Origin of the sequence: Stutzerimonas stutzeri, assembly GCF_013522825.1 — a bacterium.
Classification (GTDB): domain Bacteria; phylum Pseudomonadota; class Gammaproteobacteria; order Pseudomonadales; family Pseudomonadaceae; genus Stutzerimonas; species Stutzerimonas stutzeri_AK.
Genome location: NZ_JAAMQZ010000056.1, coordinates 1 through 23482, shown reverse-complemented (window position 1 = coordinate 23482; position 23482 = coordinate 1). Strand labels below are relative to the sequence as shown.

25 protein-coding genes, 3 tRNA genes and 3 pseudogenes are annotated in these 23482 nt (G+C 59.0%); 12 read left to right on the top strand and 19 right to left on the bottom strand.

Features of this window, described 5'->3' with window-relative positions:
• Positions 1–361 precede the first annotated feature (361 nt).
• Positions 362–661: pseudogene (locus tag G7020_RS24210) on the bottom strand (DUF927 domain-containing protein); the annotation flags it as partial.
• A gap of 6 nt (positions 662–667) precedes the next feature.
• Between G7020_RS24210 and G7020_RS22400 the strand changes: the two are divergent.
• The 3 genes from G7020_RS22400 to G7020_RS22390 all read left to right on the top strand — a co-directional run bounded on the left by G7020_RS22400 (position 668) and on the right by G7020_RS22390 (position 2297).
• The gene (locus tag G7020_RS22400) at positions 668–1402 is read left to right on the top strand and encodes an aromatic alcohol reductase (protein ID WP_423835685.1); all 735 of its coding nucleotides are present in this window, start codon (positions 668–670) and stop codon (positions 1400–1402) included.
• 248 nt (positions 1403–1650) lie between these two features.
• The gene (locus tag G7020_RS22395; RefSeq protein WP_181087083.1) at positions 1651–1911 is read left to right on the top strand and encodes a type II toxin-antitoxin system Phd/YefM family antitoxin; all 261 of its coding nucleotides are present in this window, start codon (positions 1651–1653) and stop codon (positions 1909–1911) included.
• A complete protein-coding gene (locus tag G7020_RS22390; RefSeq protein ID WP_181087082.1) occupies positions 1908–2297 on the top strand; it encodes a type II toxin-antitoxin system VapC family toxin in 390 nt (129 codons plus the stop codon). Before G7020_RS22395 ends, G7020_RS22390 begins: the two co-directional genes overlap by 4 nt.
• An 88-nt stretch (positions 2298–2385) precedes the next feature.
• On the opposite strand, the pseudogene G7020_RS22385 reads toward G7020_RS22390, so the two are convergent.
• Positions 2386–3039: pseudogene (locus tag G7020_RS22385) on the bottom strand (DUF4113 domain-containing protein); the annotation flags it as partial.
• A gap of 944 nt (positions 3040–3983) precedes the next feature.
• Complete coding sequence (locus G7020_RS22380; protein ID WP_181087081.1) at positions 3984–4181, bottom strand: hypothetical protein; 198 nt, start codon at positions 4179–4181, stop codon at positions 3984–3986.
• An 846-nt stretch (positions 4182–5027) separates the two neighbouring features.
• Between G7020_RS22380 and G7020_RS22375 the strand changes: the two genes are divergently transcribed.
• From G7020_RS22375 to G7020_RS22365, 3 genes are all read left to right on the top strand, one after another.
• Complete coding sequence (locus tag G7020_RS22375) at positions 5028–5489, top strand: hypothetical protein (protein ID WP_181087080.1); 462 nt, start codon at positions 5028–5030, stop codon at positions 5487–5489.
• Between the two features lie 34 nt (positions 5490–5523).
• Entirely contained in the window at positions 5524–5931 is a 408-nt protein-coding gene (locus tag G7020_RS22370) for a hypothetical protein (RefSeq protein ID WP_181087079.1), read from the top strand.
• An 81-nt stretch (positions 5932–6012) separates the two neighbouring features.
• Positions 6013–6252: a hypothetical protein gene (locus G7020_RS22365; RefSeq protein WP_181087078.1), complete on the top strand. Its 240-nt coding sequence runs from the start codon at positions 6013–6015 to the stop codon at positions 6250–6252.
• Between the two features lie 365 nt (positions 6253–6617).
• On the opposite strand, the gene G7020_RS22360 is transcribed toward G7020_RS22365, so the two are convergent.
• The 10 genes from G7020_RS22360 to G7020_RS22315 all read right to left on the bottom strand — a co-directional run bounded on the left by G7020_RS22360 (position 6618) and on the right by G7020_RS22315 (position 14445).
• A tRNA-Pro gene (locus tag G7020_RS22360) sits at positions 6618–6694 on the bottom strand.
• 85 nt (positions 6695–6779) lie between these two features.
• Positions 6780–7136, bottom strand: coding sequence for a MerR family transcriptional regulator (locus G7020_RS22355; RefSeq protein ID WP_181087077.1), 357 nt, complete (start codon positions 7134–7136; stop codon positions 6780–6782).
• A complete protein-coding gene (gene ihfA, locus G7020_RS22350; RefSeq protein ID WP_037022310.1) occupies positions 7117–7419 on the bottom strand; it encodes an integration host factor subunit alpha in 303 nt (100 codons plus the stop codon). The genes G7020_RS22355 and ihfA overlap by 20 nt, the downstream gene beginning before the upstream one ends.
• Before the next feature lie 3 nt (positions 7420–7422).
• Entirely contained in the window at positions 7423–9801 is a 2379-nt protein-coding gene (gene pheT / locus G7020_RS22345; protein WP_181087076.1) for a phenylalanine--tRNA ligase subunit beta, read from the bottom strand.
• Between the two features lie 40 nt (positions 9802–9841).
• Positions 9842–10858 carry a phenylalanine--tRNA ligase subunit alpha gene (gene pheS / locus G7020_RS22340; protein WP_181087075.1) on the bottom strand — a complete coding sequence of 339 codons (1017 nt, stop codon included), beginning with the start codon at positions 10856–10858 and terminating at the stop codon, positions 9842–9844.
• Between the two features lie 170 nt (positions 10859–11028).
• Positions 11029–11385: a 50S ribosomal protein L20 gene (rplT, locus tag G7020_RS22335; RefSeq protein ID WP_131648508.1), complete on the bottom strand. Its 357-nt coding sequence runs from the start codon at positions 11383–11385 to the stop codon at positions 11029–11031.
• A gap of 25 nt (positions 11386–11410) precedes the next feature.
• Positions 11411–11605, bottom strand: a complete 195-nt coding sequence (gene rpmI, locus G7020_RS22330) for a 50S ribosomal protein L35 (protein WP_014852591.1) — start codon at positions 11603–11605, stop codon at positions 11411–11413.
• Between the two features lie 62 nt (positions 11606–11667).
• Positions 11668–12219 (bottom strand): translation initiation factor IF-3, encoded by a 552-nt coding sequence (gene infC, locus G7020_RS22325; RefSeq protein ID WP_181087086.1) that lies wholly within the window; start codon positions 12217–12219, stop codon positions 11668–11670.
• A complete protein-coding gene (thrS, locus tag G7020_RS22320) occupies positions 12219–14141 on the bottom strand; it encodes a threonine--tRNA ligase (RefSeq protein ID WP_181087074.1) in 1923 nt (640 codons plus the stop codon). The genes infC and thrS overlap by 1 nt, the downstream gene beginning before the upstream one ends.
• A gap of 227 nt (positions 14142–14368) precedes the next feature.
• Positions 14369–14445 (bottom strand) — tRNA-Val (locus tag G7020_RS22315).
• 171 nt (positions 14446–14616) lie between these two features.
• On the opposite strand from G7020_RS22315, the gene G7020_RS22310 reads away from it, so the two are divergent.
• The gene (locus G7020_RS22310) at positions 14617–15900 is read left to right on the top strand and encodes an NAD(P)/FAD-dependent oxidoreductase (RefSeq protein ID WP_181087073.1); all 1284 of its coding nucleotides are present in this window, start codon (positions 14617–14619) and stop codon (positions 15898–15900) included.
• Positions 15901–16189: 289 nt separating this feature from the next.
• On the opposite strand, the gene G7020_RS22305 is transcribed toward G7020_RS22310, so the two are convergent.
• Positions 16190–17131 (bottom strand): PA2778 family cysteine peptidase, encoded by a 942-nt coding sequence (locus G7020_RS22305; RefSeq protein ID WP_181087072.1) that lies wholly within the window; start codon positions 17129–17131, stop codon positions 16190–16192.
• Positions 17128–17535 (bottom strand): PA2779 family protein, encoded by a 408-nt coding sequence (locus tag G7020_RS22300; RefSeq protein WP_181087071.1) that lies wholly within the window; start codon positions 17533–17535, stop codon positions 17128–17130. The genes G7020_RS22305 and G7020_RS22300 overlap by 4 nt, the downstream gene beginning before the upstream one ends.
• A gap of 139 nt (positions 17536–17674) precedes the next feature.
• Between G7020_RS22300 and G7020_RS22295 the strand changes: the two genes are divergently transcribed.
• Positions 17675–17968, top strand: a complete 294-nt coding sequence (locus G7020_RS22295; RefSeq protein WP_181087070.1) for an I78 family peptidase inhibitor — start codon at positions 17675–17677, stop codon at positions 17966–17968.
• A 3-nt stretch (positions 17969–17971) separates the two neighbouring features.
• Here G7020_RS22295 and G7020_RS22290 read toward each other — a convergent pair whose 3' ends face one another.
• From G7020_RS22290 to moaB, 3 genes are all read right to left on the bottom strand, one after another.
• Entirely contained in the window at positions 17972–19006 is a 1035-nt protein-coding gene (locus G7020_RS22290; protein ID WP_181087069.1) for an acyltransferase family protein, read from the bottom strand.
• Between the two features lie 177 nt (positions 19007–19183).
• Positions 19184–20398 (bottom strand): gephyrin-like molybdotransferase Glp, encoded by a 1215-nt coding sequence (gene glp / locus G7020_RS22285; RefSeq protein WP_258189446.1) that lies wholly within the window; start codon positions 20396–20398, stop codon positions 19184–19186.
• Positions 20395–20934: a molybdenum cofactor biosynthesis protein B gene (gene moaB / locus G7020_RS22280; RefSeq protein ID WP_181087068.1), complete on the bottom strand. Its 540-nt coding sequence runs from the start codon at positions 20932–20934 to the stop codon at positions 20395–20397. The genes glp and moaB overlap by 4 nt, the downstream gene beginning before the upstream one ends.
• 66 nt (positions 20935–21000) lie before the next feature.
• Here moaB and mobA point away from each other — a divergent pair, with 66 nt between their 5' ends.
• The 3 genes from mobA (at position 21001) to G7020_RS22265 (ending at position 22235) form a co-directional block, all read left to right on the top strand.
• Positions 21001–21603 (top strand): molybdenum cofactor guanylyltransferase MobA, encoded by a 603-nt coding sequence (gene mobA, locus G7020_RS22275; protein ID WP_181087067.1) that lies wholly within the window; start codon positions 21001–21003, stop codon positions 21601–21603.
• Between the two features lie 50 nt (positions 21604–21653).
• Positions 21654–21875 carry a YgdI/YgdR family lipoprotein gene (locus G7020_RS22270; protein ID WP_181087066.1) on the top strand — a complete coding sequence of 74 codons (222 nt, stop codon included), beginning with the start codon at positions 21654–21656 and terminating at the stop codon, positions 21873–21875.
• Positions 21876–22158: 283 nt separating this feature from the next.
• Positions 22159–22235: transfer RNA gene (locus G7020_RS22265), tRNA-Pro, on the top strand.
• A 94-nt stretch (positions 22236–22329) separates the two neighbouring features.
• Here the strand turns inward: G7020_RS22265 and G7020_RS22260 are convergent.
• Complete coding sequence (locus G7020_RS22260) at positions 22330–22569, bottom strand: glutaredoxin family protein (RefSeq protein ID WP_181087084.1); 240 nt, start codon at positions 22567–22569, stop codon at positions 22330–22332.
• A gap of 418 nt (positions 22570–22987) precedes the next feature.
• Here G7020_RS22260 and G7020_RS22255 point away from each other — a divergent pair.
• Positions 22988–23356, top strand: a pseudogene (locus G7020_RS22255) (OprD family outer membrane porin); the annotation flags it as partial.
• Positions 23357–23482 lie beyond the last annotated feature (126 nt).

The window sequence follows — 23482 nt, the reverse complement described above, 5'->3', positions numbered from 1 at the left end:
AGCTGACATTGCCGCGCTGGCGCGGGAAGCAATGTTCAATGGCGGAGAATTGTTCGGGTGTGATCATCATGCGCGAAGTATCCCGCATTACTCGCCGTCAAGCCAGTAGCGTTAACAGGCCCTAGTCCAAGACCCGACGCAGTGCAACTCGGAGCTGGCGAACCCGCATCCGCTGGGCCAGCCAGCTTTTGGCGGTGGAGATTCGGATGATGCGTCGCCGTTACATGCCGGCCGCGACCGAGCAGTTACTCGAAGCAGTACGTTAGGCTGCAGCCGAGAAAGACTGGCGGGCTGTATCAGAGCAATAGGTAGTGTTGGCCGCAATAGCCGACATCTCTCCGGACGGATCGCGTCGCTCCTTTTCAGCGCCCGCATGGGCTGTGTTGCCGGTAATAGCCGCGTGCTCGAATAGCGAACACCTCTGGAAAGAAACAGCAAGCGCCAGCTCAGTTTGCCCGCCCTTCACGATCACGGATCACGGATCACGGATCACGGTACCTTTGCAATTGCTAAGCCAGTAAGTACGCCATTTCTTGAATACACTTTGGATCGGTGCGCTTGATTTCATCCAGCGGCAACACGATGTCGTTACGGCTGGCGGCCTCGATCTCCAGCCGCCCCTGGTCACGTACCATGGCGCATCGAATGTGCCGGGGTCGCCTGTCCTGTGGCAGCCGCTTCCATATCCAAGCGCCGAGCGGAGCTGCTCGAACAATTGCGGGTGCTCAGTGTTGGGGTATTGTCCGCCGACATCATTAAGGACCCGGTTGAAGAACTGGCCGGGCATTTCCGTCGATTCGACACGGTCATCAGCTGCGTAGGTTTCGTGGCAGGTGCGGGCGCGCAACTCAAGATCACCCGAGCCGTGCTCAATGCGGGCGTTAAACGCTACGTGCCCTGGCAGTTCGGGGTCGACTACAACGCGATCGGCAAAGGCAGCGCGCAGGATCTGTTCGACGAACAGCTCGACGTTCGGGCATTACTGTGCGCCCAGGAACGGACCGAGTGGCTGGTCATCTCGACGGGCATGTTCACAAGCTTCCTGTTCGAGCCCGCGTTCGGTGTGGTCGACCTGGCACGCAACACCGTTCATGCGCTGGGCAGCTGGGATACGCAAGTCACCGTGACAACGCCGAAGGACATAGGGCTGCTGACGGCGAGGATACTGTTCACTCGCCCCCGCCTGGCAAACCAGGTGGTGTTCGTTGCCGGAGACACCCTGAGTTACGGTCAGTTGGCAGACCAAGTCGATGCTGCTCTGGATCGCAAGGTGCATCGAATCGAGTGGACCGTGAAGAAGCTGAACGACGATTTGGCCGCCGCCCCCACGATCAGATGCGCAAGTATTGGGCGGTCTTTGCGCAGGGCAAGGGCGTCGCCTGGGATAAGCAACACACCTTGAACGCCGCCCATGGCATTGAGATGACGAAGACGGCCGACTGGATCAACGAGAACCTGAAGGGTCGTTTGCCACCTGCCTAAAGCCTGTGAGGGCCCCGACGCCGCAACGGCCATTACATACGGGGTTACGGCCTGCACCTCGTCCATAGGGCTGAAGACCGACACTCTTGGGCGCCTGCCCCGGACCGTCATTGAGTTTTAGCGGTAGCTAAACTAGACTAACCGCATTAGCTAACCTGGAATGACACGATGAAACCTGACAGCACTTCCGGCTCGGGGCACAAGACGGTCAACATTCACGACGCGAAGACGAACCTGTCGCAGCTGATTCTGGAAGCGACCCAGGGCAGCCCGTTCGTCATCGCCAAGGCCGGCAAGCCGATGGTCAAGGTCGTGGCGATAGATCACGAAACCAGGCCGCGCCTGGGGATGCTCGCGGGCATGTTCGAGGTACCTGACGATATCGACACGCCGTTCCAGAACGAAATCGAGGCCATGTTCGGCGCATGAAGCTGCTGCTCGATACTCATATCCTGCTGTGGGCCTGTGCGGCACCGTCGTCTCTTCCGGCCGAAGCGGTTGTACTGATCGAGGATCGCGGCAACGACCTGCTGTTCAGCGCCGCCAGCATCTGGGAAGTGGGCATCAAGAATGCCATGGGCAAGCCCGGCTTTCGCTTCGATCCGGCGGTGCTCCGGCGCACCCTGCTCGATGCCAATTACCAGGAGCTCCCGATGACCGGCCAGCACGGCATCGTGGCTGCCGGACTGCCGCCCATCCACAACGACCCCTTTGACCGCATGCTTGTCGGCCAGGCGATGACGGAAGGCTTTGTACTTGTGACGAGTGACCGGGCAGTGGCCAAGTACACCGGTCCCATCCGATACGTTCGCTGATGCCCGCTCAACGCCCCGGTGACCGGTTTAATGCGGTCCTCCGAGGTGCTGCCAGCCTGATATCCAGATAATCCTGCGGCGCGCACCGACACCCAACCGTGCACAGCTGGTCGATCCGGGTCGTGAAGCTCTGGCTCATCATGTCCAGGCACATGCCCCAATTCGGTGCTAGGGTCACGCGCCCCGGCCGTCGCGTATTGCGGCCCCATTTGGCGTTGACCGCATCGAGCACTTCCATTACCCGCTCAGCCGCCGCCGGCGGAGTCGATGCGAACAGATCGTCGGAGAACTCGCCGCGCTGGCACAGCTCCATCAACAGCACCTCCGCCTTGCTATAGGCATAGCCATGACGGTAGATGCGCTCAAGGCCGGCGATGGCGGTCCGGGTAATCAGGCGCGTGTCATCGGTCGGATACGGCAGCTCGCATACCATGCTCTGTGCATATTTCGGCTCGTCCGGATTGAACATGCCGGCCCGGATGCTTATCCGTACACACTTGCACAGCGATTGCTGCGCCCGGAGCTTTTCGCAAGCCCGCGTGGCATAGCTGGCAACCGCCTCGCGGATCGGCTCGAATGCCGCCTGGCGGTCGCCGAACATCCGCGAGCAGCAGATTTTCCGCTTCGCTGGCGCCGCCTCCTCAAGCGTCAGGCAGGCCGTGCCTATCAGCTCCCGTGCAGTTTTCTCCACCACGACCGAGAACCGCTCGCGCAGCGTCCGGGCATCGGCCTGCGTCAGGTCGGCAAAGGCCTCGCCGATCGAATACACCCCACGGCCGGTACCAGTCCTTCGGTGACAGTCATCACCCGTTCGCTCATGTCCCCGTTTATGTGGAATGGAAAATCAAGTCCGTCGACGTTGGCCTGCTGATGACGAAACAAGCATTGCTTATATGACCATGGCGCTGCTAATCACTTCAGGCCACTCCTATGGCCAACACGCTTTGTAACCATGACGGGCAGAGAACGGCCAGCAGCAGCCGGTCAGTCCGAGTCCTACCAGACAAAATCTGACGTTTGGATCTTTATATAGATCCGGGGTGATTCAGTTCTTTTTCGATTAGACACCGCTCTATTGAGATGTGATCTGACATTGAAGCGAGAGAACATGGAAAGGTTTTCAGAGAACATTATTCGTTACTCTGAATCGCCCCGGATTTCTTAGACACTTTCCAGGCTCACAAAACTTCGCCATAGTGTGCGGCCAGCGCAACGAACCTTTCACTGTCTTCCTCAAGATCCTGTCGATACATTTCTCGGCATCTGAATCTCCCGCGCAAAAAAACTTGTCGTTCGGAAAAACGGGGGGGAAGATACTCGCCTGGGAAAATCTCTGGGAACTCATTCATCACTTCAGATGTTGCACTCAGTTCCCGCAGCCGCCGAGCTTATGAAGCTACTTATGGACGGCTTTTATTTTCCGATGAAATAATTTTCAATACCGCCCCTATAAACGGTTGATGGCAGAGGGTTATTATAATTTTTGATGTAAGGCGCGTAAAAAATGAACCAATTTGGAAGTTCAGCAGAAAGAGATTTCATAGCCTGCCGGTAGTGCATGGAGTTTTTCCTGGCATCGACAAAAAATAGTGGGCTTCTAATAAAGATAGGCCCATAACTTTCTTGCGCTTTTATGAAAGGGGGGGCTGTCGGTGGCACCTTCATCAAAAGGGACAAGATTCTTTTCTAGGGCCAGCCCCCCCCAAAAGAACTAGGATGGTTCTGAGGGTATTTTGTAATTACGGTTTTCTCCTTAGATAACCCCTTTACAAAAAGACGCGCTCTTGCACCATTGAACTGGCGCTCAACAACTGCTACTGCTTCATCCGGGCTTGCAGCAAGCTCTGAAGGAACCCAGGCAGCAACGTGAATCATGTTAGACATTGGCGAGCCTCCACCGCCTAGGAGCATCAAGCCAACGCCAATGCCTAATGCGGCCCCTCCGCCGAGTCCAGCGGGTGGTGATGTAGCGCTGAGTCCGACCACTCCTGCATCAAGTGCTCCAGCACTGCGGCCTCCCTGCGCAGAATGTGAAGGCGTGTCCTCGATCATATCCCGTGGCACGTCCCTCACCCCCTGGATGTCCATGGCGTCCAAATTAATCATGGCGTCAGACCATTTCTCGTGAGGCACGTCTTTCCGGTCAGGCAGCTCGACTTTGGCGGTCGAAGAACAGCCGACCAAGCCGATGAACATCAGAGTGATTGCTGCTTTGCGGGCGTTGGGGTGTTGGGGTGTTGGGAAATACTCACTTGTTTCTCCAGTTGTTTCGTTTCCTGAATCCGATATAACTGCCTTGCCAGCGATCCCAAATTAGGCCTGACACAGGGCACCTCCTCCTGCGCACGACTGGCGGTGTAGTCGAAAGGTCGATCGATGTAATCTGCGGCCCGCCACTCTGTATCTACATTCAGGTCTGCGCCGTCGGGTCACCACGCATCCACTCGCACACCACCGGGAGCCACCACTGTCCTCCACACGGCACCAAGAGCAAATCCCGGCGCCAGTAACGGACCACTCAGCAGTTCCAAAGTACCCACCAGCCCCCGTCAGATCTACAAGTCCACAAGTATAAATTGGCTGAAAGGCGCGCCATTGCTGGCTTTATACTTTCCACTTGATGTGGGACCAGCTCCAATTTCGCATTAAAGGTGAAGCCTACCGTTTCGTAGCGCTTGGGTTTTTTACAGCTTAAGAGACGCTGAAAGCACTGAAACCAAGGAGCCTGCCATGAACCTTTTCACCAAGATCGCCAACCTGCTTGTAGCCCTCGTCCAGCCCGCTAAACCGGCGTACACCACAGTCGTTTACCCCAGCCAGGGAAAAGCGGTCGTGGTGCATGACGGCCTCGGCATTCGTCATGAGCGCCCGTGGTATCGGATCGATTCTCTGATCGACGAGAACATGGACACGAGCATGGCCTTCGACAGCATTCTGCACGATCACACTGGCTGGGCTGATTCATTCGATCCTGTTCACCCCATCCAGACAGAGGAAATTTCCTCGATTTTCTCCTCCCACTTCGAGCCCGCAACCTCCTGGGTTAATCCGGCCAACGGCATGCCTATGCTCGACAGCTGTTTCGATGTTATGGGGAACACGTTCGGCACGGACATGCTGAGCGACAGCCTTTCGTTTGATCACGGCATCAGCTGTTTCGAAAGCAGCTTTTCCTCTTTCGGTTTCGACTAAACGCAGACGCCACAGCACTCGGGGGAAATTGATCATGTCGCCATTTGCGCTGATAGTTAGCTTCATCCTCGCATTCGCCATAGGCATCTCCTGGCTGGCCCTGGCGGTAGATGCCCGCATTGCGCGGGGCCGGTTGAGTCGGCAGATACCCTTACCGCTGGACTACTCAGACTCTGGTCATCGTCGACGATCACGGCTCGGGCTCCGGCCAGTGATGGCAGTGTCAGGCTGCTTGTTCGTGCTGCTTTCCGGCATCGGGGCAGCCGTGCTCGGAAGACTAGCTGCGATGCAGCCGGCTGAAGCGGCGGCGGTATTCATCGCTTATCCGCTTCTGAAAAATCTCTGGGGCCAGGTCATGGGCGCTGGGCCAATCGTCTGCGTCGTCCTGGCCGTGCCCGGAACCTACTGCATCAGCGTCGGCCTCGGCAGTGATAAAGGTTGATGCCCCCGTTTCCGTGTGACATCCACTGCGGCAACGGGATCGCGCTTGAAGGGAGTTTGGTAGTCAGGCATCACCATCGCGTTGCCATCGGACATCCACTACGGCAACTACGGCTACAGACCAACAGAAAAGATCATAGATACAACAACGTACACGCTCCTCTTTTTCATCGGTTTAACGCTGGGGGTGATTGCGGTTTCCGCAGCGATTGGCTTAGTGGTGGCCAAGAGCCTGGACGGCAAGGGCGCTAAGGGGCGTTCTGATGACATGCCTGCGGATGACGGGCGCTCTACCCAGTCCGATGATCCGAATCGACTTTGAAGCGCCGAGGTCCGGTATGTAGTCGCCAGCCCTGTTGGTGACGTAGATCGCTGCGGTCATCAGCAACCTTGCCAAACTCAGTATCGTTTGATCACAACGGCGAGCAGCTTGGTGCAGCCCGCGCCGGTGGGCGGGATCGTTCTCCAGATCGAGTTATCAGATGGGGGGGGTTGGTGACTGCGAGCGCGATCCGGGACGGGGCCAACGTGGCTTTATCTTACTCGCGCCAGATAGCCAGTTTGCAGTTGAGCTGTCCTTTACACAGCGGTGGGGCAAAAAGTGGGGTAAAAATGGGTGAGGGCAAAAAATCATCGCCCATAAAAAAATCCAACCACCGTTAAGTGATTGGATTTTCTAGGGATTTTTGGTCGGGACGGAGTGATTCGAACACTCGACCCCTTGCACCCCATGCAAGTGCGCTACCAGGCTGCGCTACGCCCCGACTGGTGTTTTCAGCATTGCTGAAAACGGATCGAACTATACCTTAAGCATCTGAAAATGTGAAAGTTTTTTAGCACTTTGATGGTTTATTTCCGTAGCACCTGCAGCACTTCCTCCAGCTCCGAAATCATCTGGCGGATCATTTGCTTGTACTGGGTGGTGTCCTCACGGGCTTCTTCGCTGGAGAGGCGCTGTCTGGCGCCGCCGATGGTGAAGCCTTGGTCGTAGAGAAGCGCCCGGATCTGGCGAATCATCAGTACGTCCTGGCGCTGGTAGTAGCGCCTGTTGCCACGGCGCTTCACCGGGTTGAGCTGTGGGAATTCCTGTTCCCAGTAGCGCAGCACATGGGGCTTTACCGCGCAGAGTTCGCTGACTTCACCGATGGTGAAGTAGCGTTTGCCCGGAATTGTCGGAAGCTCGTCGTTATGGCTTGGTTCCAGCATAGGCCTCGACCCTGGCTTTGAGTTTCTGCCCTGGGCGGAACGTCACGACACGGCGCGCCGTGATCGGTATTTCCTCGCCGGTTTTCGGATTGCGCCCAGGCCGCTGGCGCTTGTCGCGCAGGTCGAAGTTGCCGAACCCGGACAGCTTGACCTGCTCGTTTTGCTCCAGCGCCTGGCGAATTTCCTCAAAAAACAGCTCGACCAGCTCCTTGGCCTCGCGCTTGTTCAAGCCTAGCTCTTCATAAAGACGTTCGGCCATTTCAGCTTTCGTCAGAGCCCCCATACGCTATTTCCTTAACGTGGCGTTGTACCTTTCTTCCAGGGAGGTAAGGATTTTCTGCATCGCACCGCTCACCTCATCGTCGTTTAGAGTGCGCGAAGGGTGCTGCCAGGTCAAGCCGACTGCCACACTTTTGCTAAGCGGATCAATACCTTTACCCTGATAGACGTCAAATAGCTTGAGGTCGGTCAGGTTATCGCCCGCCGCTTCACGGATACAGCGCAGCACATCGTCCGCCGCTACGCTGATTGCCACAAGGATCGCTAGGTCGCGACGCACCTCGGGGAAGCGCGACAGTTCGCTGAAACGCGGCAGCCGCCCTTCACTGATTTCGGCGACCAGCAACTCGAACAGATAGACCGGCTGGTCGATACCCAGGCTGGAGGCCAGTTCGGGGTGCAGGCTGCCGGCGAAACCGACCAGACGCCCTTCCCGCTCGATACGCGCCGTCTGCCCTGGATGCAGGGCCGGATGCTCGGCGGCGATGAAGGTATAGGCCGCAGCATCGCCCGCGTAGGCAAGTACGGCTTCAACATCGGCTTTCATGTCATGGAAATCGACCGCTTCGCGCCCATTGCTCCAGGCTTCCGGCAGCCGGCTCCCGGTCACGACGCCAGCCAGCATCGCTTCCTGCTTCAGATCGCCAAGCTGGCCGACGAAACGCAAACCGCTTTCGAACAGGCGAACCCGCGTCTGTTGACGATTCAGGTTGTATTGCAGCGCCTTGATCAGGCCCGGCCATAGGGTTGCCCGCATGGCCGCCATGTCCGAGGAGATCGGGTTGGCCAGCTGCAGCGGCTCGACACCGGGACTGAACAGCTCGAACAGCTTCGGATCGATGAAACTGTAGGTGATCGCTTCCTGATAGCCCCTCGCAACCAGCAGGCGACGCAACGCCGGCAGCTCTGCACGGGCTTCCGGGCTGGCCTCGGGTGCCAGGCGCGCCTGGGGATAACGCACCGGCAGGCGATCGTAGCCATACAACCGCCCCAGCTCTTCGATGAGGTCGACTTCCAGGCTGATATCGAAGCGATGGCTGGGCACGCTGACTTCCCAGCAACCCTGCGACTTCTCGACAACGCCCAGGCCCAGCGCAGAGAGCAGCGAGACGACCTGCCCCGCCGGCATTTCCAGCCCGAGCATCTGATCGATACGCTCGGCACGCAGCACAATCGGCGCGATATCGGGCAGATCGGCTTCGCTGGTGGCCTCGATCACCGGGCCGGCATTGCCACCGACGATCTGCAGCAGCAGCGTGGTCGCCCGCTCCATGGCGCGACGGGCAAGCTGCGAATCCACGCCACGCTCGTAGCGATGCGAGGCATCGGTGTGCAGGCCGTAGGAGCGCGCCTTGCCGGCCAGGGCGATGGTGTCGAAGAAGGCGCTTTCCAGGAACAGATCCTGCGTCGAGGCGCTCACACCGCTGTGCTCGCCGCCCATCACACCGGCAATCGCCAGGGCGCGCTGATGGTCGGCGATCACCAGCGTATCGGCACGCAGTGTCACTTCCTGGCCGTCGAGCAGAACGATTTTTTCCTGCTCTTCGGCCATCCGCACGCAAATGCCGCCCTGGATTTCAGCCAGATCGAAGGCATGCAGCGGCTGCCCCAGTTCGAGCATCACATAGTTGGTGACATCCACCACCGCATCGATGCTGCGGATATCGGAACGGCGCAGACGCTCGACCATCCACAGCGGCGTTGGACGCGACAGATCGACACCGCGGATCACACGACCGAGATAGCGCGGACAGGCTTTTGCCGCCGACACCTCAACCGGACGCACTTCGTCATGAGTGGCAGCCACAGGCACGATATCGACGGGTGCAACCTCCGCGGCGTAAATCGCACCCACTTCGCGAGCAAGCCCGGCGATGGACAGGCAGTCACCCCTATTCGGCGTCAGGCCGATTTCGATGCTCGCATCGTCCAGGCCCAGGTATTCGCGCAGATCGCTGCCCACCGGAGCATCCGCCGCCAGCTCCATCAGCCCGCTGTCATCGGTGCCGATCTGCAGCTCGGTTTCCGAGCACAACATGCCATTGGACTCGACGCCCCGCAGCTTGGCCTTCTTGATCTTGAAATCGCCCGGCAGCTTCGCGCCGATCATGGCAAAGGGAATTTTCAGGCCGGGGCGCACATTGGGCGCACCGCAGACCACCTGAAGGGTTTCGCTGCCATTGCTGACCTGGCACACGCGCAGCTTGTCGGCATCGGGATGCTGTTCGGTGCTCAGCACCTCCCCCACCACCACGCCACTGAACTCACCGGCAACCGGAGTCACGGCGTCCACTTCGAGGCCGACCATGGACAGACGTGCGACCAGCTCGTCACGCGATACACCCGGATTTACCCAGGTGCGCAGCCATTGTTCACTGAATTTCATCCTGCTCTCCTAAAGAATTCTCGTTGACCGTTTCGAGCGCCTAGCGAAATTGCGCCAGGAACCTGAGGTCGTTATCGAAGAACAGGCGCAAATCATTGACGCCATAACGCAGCATAGCCAGCCGCTCGGCGCCCATGCCGAACGCGAAGCCTTGGTATTTCTCCGGATCGATGCCGGACATGCGCAGCACGTTCGGATGCACCATGCCGCAGCCCATCACCTCAAGCCAGCCGGTCTGCTTGCACACACGGCAGCCCTTGCCGCTGCACATCACGCACTGCATGTCCACCTCAGCCGAAGGCTCGGTGAAGGGGAAGAATGACGGACGGAAACGCACGCCCAACGGCTTCTCGAAGAACACCCGCAGGAACTGCTCGATGGTGCCTTTCAAGTCCGCGAAACTGATGCCTTCGTCGATCAGCAGGCCTTCGACCTGATGGAACATTGGCGAATGGGTGATATCCGAATCACAGCGATAGACTCGACCGGGGCAGACGATGCGAATCGGCGGCTGTTGCGACTCCATGGTGCGCACCTGTACCGGCGAGGTATGGGTACGCAGCAGCATCCGGGCATCGAAATAGAAGGTGTCGTGCATCGCCCGCGCAGGGTGATGCCCTGGAATATTCAGCGCTTCGAAGTTGTGGTAGTCGTCCTCGACTTCCGGACCTTCGGCAACGCTGTAGCCGATATGGCTGAAAAACTGCTCGATACGCTCAAGCGTGCGGGTTACCGGATGCAAGCCGCCGCTGGCTTCACCGCGGCCGGGCAGGGTCACATCGATGCGCTCGGCTGCAAGCCTGGCGCTCAGCGCCGCCTGCTCGAGACGGGCCTTCTTCGCGTTCAGCTCATCCTGCACACGGCCTTTGGCTGCATTGATCAGGGCGCCGGCCTTTGGCCGCTCTTCGGCAGACAGCTTGCCCAGCGTCTGCATGACCTGGGTCAGCTCGCCTTTCTTGCCGAGGTATTGGACCCGGATCTGCTCCAGGGCATTGATGTCTTGGCTATGTTGCACCGCCTCAAGCGCTTGCGAGACCAGTGCATCCAGGTTTTCCATGTACAACCTCCAGAGGTTCTTGCAGAACCGCACCCGGCGACAGCAGCCTGAGCCGCACCGCCACATGCACTTTTGCAAAGGCCCCTTCAAATACGAAATAGGGGAAGAGCACAAGGCTCTTCCCCTATCGGTGACGCTACGAATCCGAAGATTCGAGATTATCGATGGGCTTAAGCCAGAGAAGCTTTAGCTTTTTCGACAATCGCAGCAAAAGCTGCTTTTTCATTCACTGCCAACTCGGCCAGAACCTTGCGGTCGATCTCGATGGCCGCTTTTTTCAGGCCGGCAATCAAACGGCTGTAGGACAGACCGTTTACACGCGCACCGGCGTTGATACGAGCGATCCACAGAGCGCGGAACTGACGCTTGCGCTGGCGGCGGTCACGGTAGGCATACTGGCCAGCCTTGATTACCGCCTGCTTGGCAACACGGAACACGCGCGAACGAGCGCCGTAGTAGCCTTTTGCGAGTTTCAGGATTTTCTTGTGACGGCGACGAGCGACGACGCCACGCTTAACACGAGCCATGAGTTATTCCTCTGTTCTTGACCGATTAACGTACGCGCAGCATGCGCTCTACTTTTGCGTTGTCAGACGGGTGCATCAGAGATGTACCACGCAGCTGACGCTTACGCTTGGTAGACATTTTGGTCAGGATGTGGCTCTTGAAAGCGTGCTTGTGCTTGAAGCCATTAGCCGTCTTCTTGAAGCGCTTTGCAGCGCCACTTTTAGTCTTCATCTTTGGCATGTTCGGTACTCCACAGTGTGGGTGATTACAAATAACCGCAAGGCCTGCCAGTGCCCTGGAGGTTACTTTTTCTTCTTGGGAGCGATGACCATGATCAGCTGGCGTCCTTCCATCTTCGGATGCTGTTCGACCGAACCGTATTCAGCCAGGTCAGCCTCGACCCGCTTCAACAGTTCCATCCCCAGCTCCTGATGGGCCATCTCACGACCGCGGAATCTCAACGACACCTTGGCCCTGTCCCCTTCACTCAGGAAACGTATCAGGTTACGCAGCTTGACCTGATAGTCGCCCTCTTCCGTCCCTGGGCGAAACTTCACTTCTTTGACCTGGATCTGCTTCTGGTTCTTCTTCGCCGCAGCAATCTGCTTCTTTTTCTCGAACAGATGCTTGCCGTAATCCATCACCCGGCATACGGGAGGCGTTGCATCAGCGGAGATTTCCACCAGATCCAGCTTCGCTTCTTCAGCAATACGAAGCGCTTCATCAATCGAGACGATGCCAACCTGCTCGCCATCAGCACCAATCAAACGGACCTCACGAGCCGAGATATTCTCGTTGATCGGGGCCTTGGGTGCAGCTCGTTTATCCTGTCTCATTTCACGCTTAATAGTGATTACTCCAATTCTTGGCGACCACGCCGGGAAACCGCTTGTGCGAGCAACCGGGCGAAATCATCCAGGGGCATGGAGCCCAGATCGGTTCCTTCACGGGTGCGCACGGCAACGGATCGTGTCTCGACTTCCCGATCTCCGATAACCAGAAGATAGGGAACCTTGAGCAAGGTATGCTCGCGGATTTTAAAGCCGATCTTTTCGTTTCTCAAGTCGGACTTGGCACGGAAGCCGCTCTGATTGAGAATTTTCTCCACTTCGCTCGCGAAATCGGCCTGCTTGTCGGTGATATTCATCACCACTGCCTGCGTCGGCGCCAGCCAGGCCGGGAACGCGCCTTCGTAATGTTCGATGAGAATACCGATGAAGCGCTCGAACGAACCCAGGATCGCCCGGTGCAACATGACCGGATGCTGGCGGTCATTGTTCTCGCTGACGTATTCGGCACCCAGACGGATCGGCAGATTGAAGTCCAGCTGCAGCGTGCCGCACTGCCAGACACGCCCCAGGCAGTCCTTGAGCGAGAACTCGATCTTCGGCCCATAGAAAGCGCCTTCGCCCGGCTGCAGATCGTAAGGCAGCCCCGCGCTGTCCAGCGCAGCTGCCAGAGCCGCCTCGGCGCGATCCCACAGATCATCGGAGCCGACGCGCTTTTCCGGGCGGGTCGAGAGCTTCAGCTCGATATCCTCGAAACCGAAGTCGGCATACACCGCCTGCGTCAGCCGGATGAAATCAGCCGACTCGGACTGCATCTGCTCTTCGGTACAGAAGATATGCGCATCGTCCTGGGTGAAGCCGCGCACGCGCATGATGCCGTGCAGCGCGCCGGACGGCTCGTTGCGGTGGCAGGCGCCGAACTCGGCCAGGCGCAATGGCAGCTCGCGGTAGCTCTTCAGGCCCTGGTTGTACACCTGAACGTGGCACGGGCAGTTCATCGGCTTGATCGCGTAATCGCGACTTTCCGATTCGGTGGTGAACATGTTCTCGGCATAGTTGGCCCAATGCCCGGATTTTTCCCAGAGCACGCGATCAACGACCTGCGGCGTGCGAATTTCCTGGTAGCCGTTCTCGCGCTGTACCTGGCGCATGTACTGCTCAAGCACCTGGTAGAGCGTCCAGCCATTGGGATGCCAGAAGACCATTCCCGGCGCTTCTTCCTGGGCATGGAACAGCCCCAGGCGCTTGCCGATCTTGCGATGGTCGCGCTTCTCAGCTTCCTCGATGCGCTGGATATAGGCCGCCAACTGCTTCTTGTCGGCCCAGGCGGTGCCATAGATACGCTGCAACTGCTCGTTCTTTGCGTCGCCGCGCCAGTAGGCACCGGAGAACTTGGTCAGCTTGAACGACTTGAGAAAACGCGTATTGGGCACGTGCGGCCCACGGCACATGTCGACGTATTCTTCGTGGTAATACAGGCCCATGGCCTGCTCGTCCGGCATATCCTCGACCAGACGCAGCTTGTAGTCCTCGCCACGCGCCTGGAACACCTCGATGACCTCGGCACGCGGGGTGACCTTCTTGATCACGTCGTATTCGGTGTCGATCAGCGCCTTCATACGCTGCTCGATGGCGGCCATGTCTTCCGGCGTGAAAGGACGTTCGAAGGCGATATCGTAATAGAAGCCTTCGGCAATCACCGGACCGATGACCATCTTCGCCGTCGGATAGAGCTGCTTGACCGCATGCCCGACCAGATGCGCGCAAGAGTGGCGAATGATTTCCAGCCCCTCTTCATCCTTGGGCGTAATGATCTGCAGGGTTGCGTCGCTCTCGATCAGGTCGCAGGCATCGACCAGGCGACCGTTGACCTTGCCGGCAATCGTCGCCTTGGCAAGACCGGCACCAATGGACTGAGCCACCTCGGCAACTGAAACCGGATGATCGAACGCACGCTGACTGCCGTCAGGAAGAGTAATGATGGGCATGGCGCCTCCTCTCCTAGTGGTGACCCCTACCAAAGGCCACGTGGGTTGGGATGAGCCAGGAAAGCGATCCACCGGCTTGGCCTGCCGCACAATGGCAGTAGCCCGAAGGCCGACCGACGCGAATCGAAGTCACTGGAGGATGAACGAAACGGGCTATTTAACTGCCCGACTCCTTACAAGTCGAGCAATAAAAAAGGGCCGCTAGCGCGACCCTTTTTCTCGGAATTTGGTAGGCACAATTGGATTCGAACCAACGACCCCCACCATGTCAAGGTGGTGCTCTAACCAACTGAGCTATGTGCCTCCGATGGACGCGCATTCTATAGATACGCATGACAGCGTCAAGCTTTTTTTCGCTAAGCCACTGATATTTGTGATTTTTGAAACCGGCAAGCAACACAGGCGGCGTCCCTATGGTGCGAAAGGGCTTGTAGCGCTAGCATCGCGTCAAATATTCAGAACAGGGGTTAACAAAATGCCGCACACACCCTATCCCGATTCCTATTACGCAGCCTCCGCGCACCCTGCACCGGACCGCGCTCCCCTGAACGATGCCATCGAGACGGATGTCTGCGTGATCGGCGCAGGCTACACCGGACTCTCTACTGCACTCTTTCTTCTGGAGCAGGGTTTTCGGGTGGTCGTGCTGGAAGCCGCCGGGGTTGGCTTCGGCGCCTCCGGGCGCAACGGCGGGCAGATCGTCAACAGCTACAGCCGCGATATCGATGCCGTCGAGCGCAGCGCCGGCCCGGACGCGGCGCGCCTGATCGGCGCCATGGCATTCGAGGGCGCACGGATCATTCGCGAGCGGGTCGCACGCTATGGCATCGACTGCGACCTGAAGAACGGCGGCATATTCGCCGCCTTCAATTCCAGGCAGATGCGCCATCTGGAAGCGCAGAAAGCGCTTTGGCAGCGCTACGGCTACGACCAGCTGGAAATGCTCGATCACAACGGAATCCGCAACGTCGTGGCATGCGAGCGCTATGCCGGTGGCATGCTCGACCACGGCGGTGGCCACATCCACCCCCTTAACCTGGCGCTGGGCGAAGCGGCGGCGGTGGAATCGCTGGGCGGCATCATTCATGAGCAGAGTCCCGCGATTCGCATCGAGCGTGGCGACACACCATGCGTACACACGGCCAATGGCCGGGTCAGCGCCAGGTTCGTGGTCGTCGCGGGCAATGCCTACCTCGGCGGCCTGGTGCCCGAGCTGGCCGCCAAATCCATGCCCTGCGGCACCCAGGTGATCGCCACGGAGCCGCTGGGCGATGAACTCGCCGCCAGCCTGCTGCCGCAGGATTACTGCGTCGAGGACTGCAATTACCTGCTCGACTATTTCCGCCTCTCGGCGGACAAGCGCCTTATCTATGGCGGCGGCGTGGTGTACGGCGCACGCGACCCGGCGGATATCGATTCGATTATCCGCGCGAAGATGCTCAAGACCTTTCCGCAACTGCAAGGCATTCGGACGGAGTTCGCCTGGACCGGCAATTTCCTGCTGACACTGTCGCGCCTGCCGCAAGTCGGGCGGATCGGTGACAACATCTATTATTCACAGGGTTGCAGCGGGCATGGAGTGACTTATACCCACCTGGCCGGGAAAATCATTGCCGAAGCCTTGCGCGGCCAGGCCGAGCGCTTCGACGCCTTTGCCAACCTGCCGCACTATCCGTTTCCTGGCGGACAACGCTTCAGCGCACCACTCAGCGCCCTCGGTGCGCTGTATTACAGCCTGCGTGACCGGATAGGATTCTAAATAGCGCATTATTCCGGCAATAACCCCCCACCACCAGCTGGCGGGCTCACCTACTTTTTTTGTGTGAGCCGGCTTGCCCGCGAGCTTTTATCGCCCGCGCCCGAACCAAAGAATCAAAGCTCGCGGCTAGGGCCTCTCCCGCAGGGCGCGCTCGCTGGATCGACCGTAGGGCCGAATTCATTCGGCCATTTGCGCAGCGGCGGTCAAACAAGTTCGACCCTACGGCACATTCTCGCGGACAAGCCCGCTGCCACTGCCCAAGCCGTGAGCCGGGCAACACAGCTTTCATTCACCTGCACAATGGCAGCGGCTCACAAACCTCCCCCCGCTCGCGCGGCTGCGACAGCCCGGCGGCAAAGCGCGGGTCCTCGGGCGCCAGTTGCACGGCGCAGGCTTTCGCCCTGGACGCCTGCGCCGTGCAGCCGCGCTCGGCCAGCACCTGGGCCAGGTTGAACCAGCCAACCGCGAAGGCATCATCGCTGGCTATGCTGCTGCGCAAGGCGCGTTCCGCTGCGCGCCGGTCGCCCTCGGCATACAAGCTATTGGCCAGCGCGAACCAGGACAAACCACCGGACCACTGCTTCGCCGCCGTCTCATAAGCCTTTCGCGCCGCATCCTTGCGCCCGGTCTGCTCCAGATCGTTCGCCGCCTTGAGCCATACCGTTTCCTTGGCGCTGGCCGGCAGCCGGTCCGGCTCGACCGTCACCACGGCCCAGCGTTCGCCCTTGGCCCAGCTGCGCTCGAACTGATGAAAACTGCCCGTCCAGCGCTGGGTGGTGCCAGAGCGCAGAATGATCGTCTGACTCTCTAAGTCATAACCCACCACAACGGCAAAATGCCATTGGGGCCAGCTGTCGAAGGCCAGGTTCTGCAGCACCAGCACCGGATTGCCCGCCGCCACCTCGGCCAGCAGCGCTTCCAGACGCGGTTCAAGCGGATAGACCAGCAGATCATGCGCCCTGGCCGCAGCCACCATCTCGACCTGCAGACTGCCCTTTCGCCCCGGAATATAGACACGCCCGACCAGTTGCTCGGGATCAGTAGCGATGTCGCGATGAGTCAGCATGGTCGCCAGCGCAGCCGGTCCGCACTGGTAATCCTCCTGAGGAAAGAACGGCACCTCGGCCAGCTCGACCTGCTGGGGCAGGTCCAGCGGTGTCACCACCACTGGACTACGCGCACAGGCCCCCAGCAGAACGACGCCGAACAGCAGGAGCAGTTTCCCTATCAACGGTTGATGCAATTGATGAAGTTGAAGATATTGGTCGCGCACAGCATGTCGGTAATGATGAAGACCACCAGAAACAGCACAATGACCCCGACCACACTCGGACCCGCACCCGCCGGCGCCTGATCGAGCTGCTGGTTGAATTGCGCAAGCTCCGCGGGTGTCAGGCTATTGATGCGCTGCTCAACCTGATTACGGTCGACACCCATGGATTCAAGCTTCTTCTGCACATCGGCATCTTCGAGCATCGTCAGCAACTGCTGGCGGTCAACCTGCTGCTGTTGTTCGGCAATCACCTCCGGTGTGCCGATCATCGTGGCCTGAGCCAAAGGGATTTGTGCAAACAGCATGAAATGCATCGCGGCCAGGATACTGGCTACACGCTTCATCAGGGACGAGTTGAACATGGCGGAACTCCTTCATCTTGTTCGTCAGCCCTCGCGCCATCGCAATGGGCCATCGCAGTTAAGACGGTGTCGCTGTTGCGCCAGTTCCCTTTCAGGATAATTTCAGTTCGTACAGCTCGATCACGCTCCAGGAGACAGCATGAAAACTCAAACGACCGCACTGCTATTGCTCGGCCTGACTCTGGCAGGCTGCCAGTCACTCTCCTCGCCACAGCCCCAACCCGCCACTGGCAACTGCAACGCCGCCGCGGTACGCGATCTGGTTGGCAAGCAGGCCAGCCCCGCACTGCTCGACCAGGCCCGTCGCGACAGCGGCGCCGAGGTGGCGCGCCTGCTCCGCCCTGACGATGTCGTCACGCTGGAATACAACGCCCGGCGCCTGACGTTATCGACGGATGAAAAAGGCGTGATCCGCCACCTCAGCTGCGGCTAGCAGCTATTGAGTGACCATTGCCCGCATGCGCAAGCGGGTCGCGGACATCGATCTGGGCGGCGTCAGCAGCATATACAGGTTGTAACGCTGGATGATCACCTGCGCCAGCAAGGGCGCGGCAAGCCCCACCAACGTGCCGACCAGCAGGTGCACTGCAATGGAATCGATGTCCAGGAAGCCGCTCATGATCACCCGCACCCCGCTGCCCGCCAGGATATGCAGCAGATAAATCGTCATCGAGGAAGCGCCGACGAACAGCAGCCACTGGATACGAAACTGCCCCAACCACATCGACAGCGTGACCATGAACAGGATTGAAATCGTCGCCAGCACGAGAACCGGCAAACCGCCGACATCCCAGGTCAGCCCAAGGGTGATATGAAACACATATTGCCCCAGCACGAACAGTGCACCGAACAGCAGCATCAACTGGGTATGGCGCGCCAGCAGGGATGCCTTGATCTCGTTGACCCAGATGCCCAGCGCGAAGAACACGGCATTGGCCAGAACGAACTGGACGGCACTGTTGGACACCATCTCCTGCCTGAAGACATAAAGAGCGGAAAAGACCAGCAGTATCGGCAGAAAAAGACGGCGGCCAGCCCTGGCGTAAACGAACGAACACACCACGAACACCAGAAACAGCGCATAGAGAAACCAGAACTGCGCGCGCGGCGACCAGACCAGTGAAAACACCACTTGCGAGAGAGTGACATCGCCGTTGGTGTAGTCCGACAGGATCACCTCGAACAGCCCCTGCAACAGCGACCAGAGCAGGAACGGGTAAACGATGGTGTCGATCTTGTTGACGATCAGCCCTGTCTTGCCCCGCTTCATCAGGGAATCGTAGAAGAACAGGCCCGAAAGAAAGAAGAACAGCGGCATATGGAAGCTGTAGATGATGCTGTCCACCAGCACGTATCGACCTTCATCCATCGGCAAACCGGCATTGAAGACACCACGCGCGACATGCCCGTAGACCACCAGAATGATGCCAATACCCTTGGCGTAATCGACCCAGGTGTTTCTCTCCTGCATCCCGTTCCTCCTTCTCATCGGCCTTTGGTAGGGCAATAGCAGACGCACCAATCCCGACCAGTCACTGGCAGGATGAAAAGACGTAGACAATGGAAAGCACGATCCGTTTGTCAGCTGTTTGCTGGACGGAACCTCGGGCCGCTTGCCGGTCTGTCGCGCGGCCCGAGAACAGAAGTGTCAGCCGAACAGTTCAGCGAAGGAGATGAACCTCACCGGATCGCCTTCACGCAGCTGGCTGTGCTCGTGTATTTCAACCAGTCCGTCGGCCCAGGCCGCACTGCGCAGGATGGATGAACTCTGGTTGGGATAAAGTACCGCCCTGCCCGACTCCAGCCGCGCCCGCACATACTCGCGACGCTTGCCAGGCTTGTCCCAGACAAAGCCGGCGGGAACCGGAAAACTCAGAGGCTCTACCTGCGTGACACCCATGCGGCGCAGCAGATAAGGCCGCGCAAACAAGCCGAAGGTCACCAGCGTGGACGCCGGGTTGCCGGGCAGACCAATTACCGCCACGCCGTGATAGGTGCCACAGGTCAGCGGCTTGCCCGGCTTGATGGCCAGCTTCCAGAACGCCAGCTCACCCTCCTCGCGCAGAACCTGCCCCAGATAATCGGCCTCACCCACCGAAACACCGCCGGTGGAGAGAATCAGATCGACCTGCCGCAGCGCGGCCAGGCATTGACGAACCTGCGCAGGGTCATCCGGCACGATACCGACATCGACCACCTCACAACCCAGGCGCTGTAGCCAGTGCCGCAACAGCACACGATTGCTGTTGTAGATCTGCCCGGGCGCCAGCGGCTGCCCCGGCTCAGCCAGCTCATCGCCAGTGGAAAGCAGCGCCACCGTGATCCTGCGCACCACCGTCAACCGTGCGACGCCCAGCGATGCGGCAAGCCCCTGCTCGATCGGCCCCAGTTGGACGCCCGCTTCCAGCACGGTCTCGCCAGTGCGAACCTCCCCCGCCTGTGGCCGCACATGCTGACCACACCTGACCGGTTCGACGAAGCGCACCCGACCATCTTCGAGCAGTTCGACGTTCTCCTGCATCTCGACGCTGTCCGCGCCTTCCGGCATGGGCGCACCGGTGAATATTCGCGCACAGCAGCCCGGCTGCAGCGGTAGCGGCTGACTGCCCGCAAAGATCTTCTGGCAGACCACTAGCGGCTGGCCATCCAGATCCGCCCGGCGCAGGGCGTAACCATCCATGGCGCTATTGGGCCACGGCGGCAGATCCAGCTGCGCAACCAGCGGCTCGGCCAGCACACGTCCATCCGCCTCGCCCAGCGCAATTGTCTCGACATCCTGAATCGCTGCGCCATGCGCCATCTTCAACAGAGCTTCGCGCGCCTCCTCCACCGACATCAGCGCCGACGGCGCAGCCAGCGTCATGAGCGACTCTCGCAGGGCGCGGCCTGCTTGAGGTGCGCCACGAAATTGCAGGGACGATGTCGCGCATCGAGCTGCTCGGCAAGAATGCCATCCCAGGCGGTTCGGCAGGCATTGGTCGACCCCGGCATGCAGCAGACCAGCGTCGCATTGGCCAACCCGGCCAAGGCACGTGACTGCACGGTGGAGCTGCCGATATCCGCAACCGAAATCTGCCGGAACAGCTCGCCAAAACCATCGACCTGCTTGTCCAGCAGGCAAGCAACCGCTTCCGGCGTACTGTCACGCGCGGTAAAGCCGGTGCCGCCGGTGATCAACACGACCTGCACCCTGTCTTCGGCGATCCAGTGGGCAACCTGCGCACGAATCCGATAGATGTCGTCCTTCAGCAACACCCGCTCGGCAAGCCGGTGCCCAGCCTCAAGCAACCTGTCGACAAGCAGCTGGCCTGAGGTATCGGTATCCAGCGAACGCGTATCGCTGACCGTCAGAACGGCAATATTGAGAGGGACAAAAGATTGATTGGCGAGGTGACTCATGAACGACTTCCGGTTGTTGGCCTACGATGCCGGGTGTTATATCACAGGCTTTTGCCGGAGCCTCCGATGCCACAACACCTGCTTGCCGATTGTTCGATACTGCTGCTCGCAGGTGGCCGTGGGCAACGGATGGGCGGGCATGACAAGGGCCTGGTCGTATGGCACGGCAAACCGCTGGTGGCCTGGCCGCAGCGAATCGCGCGCCCGCTGACGGATGACCTGCTCATCTCGTGCAACCGTAATCCAGAATATTACGCTCCCTTCGCCGATCGACTGATCTCTGACGATGAGTCGGACTTCCCCGGCCCACTTGCCGGCATTCGCGCGGGCCTCGCAGCGGCACGTCATCAGTGGCTACTGGTATTGCCATGCGATGCACCACTGATCGACGAAGCACTGCTTCTGCAATTGCACAACGCTGCGCAGGAGGCGCCTGACACGCCCGTCATGCTGCGCCGCGGTGAACAGTGGGAACCTCTTTTCTGCATCATTCCGCTTCGCCTGGCCGCTGCAATCGAAGCCGCATGGCAAGCTGGCGAACGAAGCAACCGGCGCATACTCCTGAAACTGGGCGCGCGCAGCCTCGACCTGCCCGAAGACGACCCTCGCCTTGCCAACCTGAACTCTCCGGAACTGCTCGCCGGACAAAACCCACCCATGGGAACTTGACGCGCCCCGAAAACGTCACAGACACAACCCATCCATTGAGGAGAATCACCATGCGTTCAGGAATCGCTCCCACCCTGACATTGCTGCTCGGACTGTTCCTGCTTGCCGGCTGTTCGAGTCCCAGCGTCATTACGCTCAACGATGGTCGCGAAATCCAGACACTGGACCGACCGGACTTCGACGATGAATCCGGCTTCTATGAATACGAAGGTCTGGACGGTAAACCCGGCAAGGTCAACAAGGACCAGGTTCGTACCGTCAAGGAACTCTGACCGTCGGATTACGCCTTCGGCCAATTCGACCTACAAAGCTTGTAGGTCGGGTTACGCTTCACCAACCCGACGGGCGGACGATCAAACAGCACAAAGAACAGCGCCGTGCCTGTCATGAGCCTGGGGTTGGCTGTAAATCTGCCCACAGGATTACACCTTCATCCAATCCAGCCTACGCAGGCCGGACAGCACAAAATGTGCATCGGCTTTCGCCGGAACATTCAAAAAACGGGCGCTAAGCGCTTGTGAAACAAAAGTATTTCTGTAAAATGCGCGCCAGCTTCGGAGCGTAGCGCAGCTTGGTAGCGCGTCTCGTTCGGGACGAGAAGGTCGCTGGTTCGAATCCAGTCGCTCCGACCATTTCCCGATATCGAAACACTTCTCGTGTGTCTGATATCAAAAAACCGGCCTTGCAGCCGGTTTTTTTGTTTTTGTCTGGCGTTTCTGACGAGCTTCAATCACGCAGAAACCAGACCACCTGCTCGGTTTCAAACGGCCAGTCCAGCTCCGCGCCCGTATCGACCCTTCTCAGTACCGGGATGCGCAGGCCGTAATCGTCAACCCATTCGGCCCTGTCTGCCACATCCAGCAACTCCACCAACAAACCATGCTCGACCAACGGCATCACTACCGCTTCGGCCTGCTCGCACAGGTGACAGCCCAGGGTTCCAAACAGCTGGCATTCAGGAAGCATTGACGAAGACTCGTTGGGGTGATTAACGAAGTCAATTCTAGCAGGCCATCCGTAGTGGTATTGGCCGCCAGGCAATATCCTCCTTTCGAAGTAGACCCCAAAAAGCGTGACGCCGAACTCACTCAAACGAGAGTTTGACTTCTGCATTCGACTCGTCGCCAGCAAAACGGTAGGATTCGGCAGCCCTCCCAGCACTGCAACTGGCGGGTTGGCAAGGTTGGCCCGCCCAACTCGGTAGCGTAGTGATACTCGAATCCATAGCCTTCAATACGCAACAGCGATACCGAGCGAGCCACTCCAGCCTTGACGTACAAGTCCTAAAGACTAAGGTCTAAAGGCTGAAACAATAACGAAATGTTTTATTGCATGTCGCCGTAAGAGCGACCTTCAGAGCATCATCCAACGAGGAGAACAAGAAATGCTCAAGACCCCAATCGCCCGGGGCGTGGCCCTGGCCACTCTGGGAGCAACACTGGCCATTCCTTCCATGGCTCAGGCTGCTTTTATTGAAGATACAAAGGCTAGCCTGGAGCTGCGTAACTTCTATTTCAACCGTGATTTCCGTGAAGGCACTGGCAATGCCAAGGCAGAAGAGTGGGCTCAGGGTTTCCTGCTCAACATCGAATCAGGTTATACCGAAGGCACCGTAGGCTTCGGTGTCGATGCTCTCGGTCTGCTGGGTGTAAAGCTTGATTCGGGCGGTGGTCGTACCGGTACTGGCCTGTTGCCTCTCGGGGACTCGGGAAAAGCAGGCGACGACTACTCTGAACTAGGCCTGACAGCCAAGGGCGGCGGCAAAAACTGAGTGCAACACCTGACCTTTCCGGTACGGTGCTGCCCCTATGTCTTATACCGAACTCAGCGTTGAAGAGCGCGCCACCATTCAAATCGGTCGTACCCAAGGCTTCAGCCT

Coding starts and splice junctions, on each gene's coding strand:
- G7020_RS22390 (WP_181087082.1), top strand. CDS start 1,908: ATGAAGCTGCTGCTCGATACTCATATCCTGCTGTGGGCCTGTGCGGCA.
- G7020_RS22295 (WP_181087070.1), top strand. CDS start 17,675: ATGAAAACTCAAACGACCGCACTGCTATTGCTCGGCCTGACTCTGGCA.
- G7020_RS22300 (WP_181087071.1), bottom strand. CDS start 17,535: ATGTTCAACTCGTCCCTGATGAAGCGTGTAGCCAGTATCCTGGCCGCG.
- rplT (WP_131648508.1), bottom strand. CDS start 11,385: ATGGCTCGTGTTAAGCGTGGCGTCGTCGCTCGTCGCCGTCACAAGAAA.
- G7020_RS22375 (WP_181087080.1), top strand. CDS start 5,028: ATGAACCTTTTCACCAAGATCGCCAACCTGCTTGTAGCCCTCGTCCAG.
- G7020_RS22270 (WP_181087066.1), top strand. CDS start 21,654: ATGCGTTCAGGAATCGCTCCCACCCTGACATTGCTGCTCGGACTGTTC.
- G7020_RS22355 (WP_181087077.1), bottom strand. CDS start 7,136: ATGCTGGAACCAAGCCATAACGACGAGCTTCCGACAATTCCGGGCAAA.
- G7020_RS22380 (WP_181087081.1), bottom strand. CDS start 4,181: ATGTCTAACATGATTCACGTTGCTGCCTGGGTTCCTTCAGAGCTTGCT.
- G7020_RS22395 (WP_181087083.1), top strand. CDS start 1,651: ATGAAACCTGACAGCACTTCCGGCTCGGGGCACAAGACGGTCAACATT.
- G7020_RS22260 (WP_181087084.1), bottom strand. CDS start 22,569: ATGCTTCCTGAATGCCAGCTGTTTGGAACCCTGGGCTGTCACCTGTGC.
- moaB (WP_181087068.1), bottom strand. CDS start 20,934: ATGAGTCACCTCGCCAATCAATCTTTTGTCCCTCTCAATATTGCCGTT.
- thrS (WP_181087074.1), bottom strand. CDS start 14,141: ATGCCCATCATTACTCTTCCTGACGGCAGTCAGCGTGCGTTCGATCAT.
- pheT (WP_181087076.1), bottom strand. CDS start 9,801: ATGAAATTCAGTGAACAATGGCTGCGCACCTGGGTAAATCCGGGTGTA.
- rpmI (WP_014852591.1), bottom strand. CDS start 11,605: ATGCCAAAGATGAAGACTAAAAGTGGCGCTGCAAAGCGCTTCAAGAAG.
- G7020_RS22290 (WP_181087069.1), bottom strand. CDS start 19,006: ATGCAGGAGAGAAACACCTGGGTCGATTACGCCAAGGGTATTGGCATC.
- glp (WP_258189446.1), bottom strand. CDS start 20,398: ATGACGCTGGCTGCGCCGTCGGCGCTGATGTCGGTGGAGGAGGCGCGC.
- pheS (WP_181087075.1), bottom strand. CDS start 10,858: ATGGAAAACCTGGATGCACTGGTCTCGCAAGCGCTTGAGGCGGTGCAA.
- mobA (WP_181087067.1), top strand. CDS start 21,001: ATGCCACAACACCTGCTTGCCGATTGTTCGATACTGCTGCTCGCAGGT.
- G7020_RS22370 (WP_181087079.1), top strand. CDS start 5,524: ATGTCGCCATTTGCGCTGATAGTTAGCTTCATCCTCGCATTCGCCATA.
- ihfA (WP_037022310.1), bottom strand. CDS start 7,419: ATGGGGGCTCTGACGAAAGCTGAAATGGCCGAACGTCTTTATGAAGAG.
- G7020_RS22310 (WP_181087073.1), top strand. CDS start 14,617: ATGCCGCACACACCCTATCCCGATTCCTATTACGCAGCCTCCGCGCAC.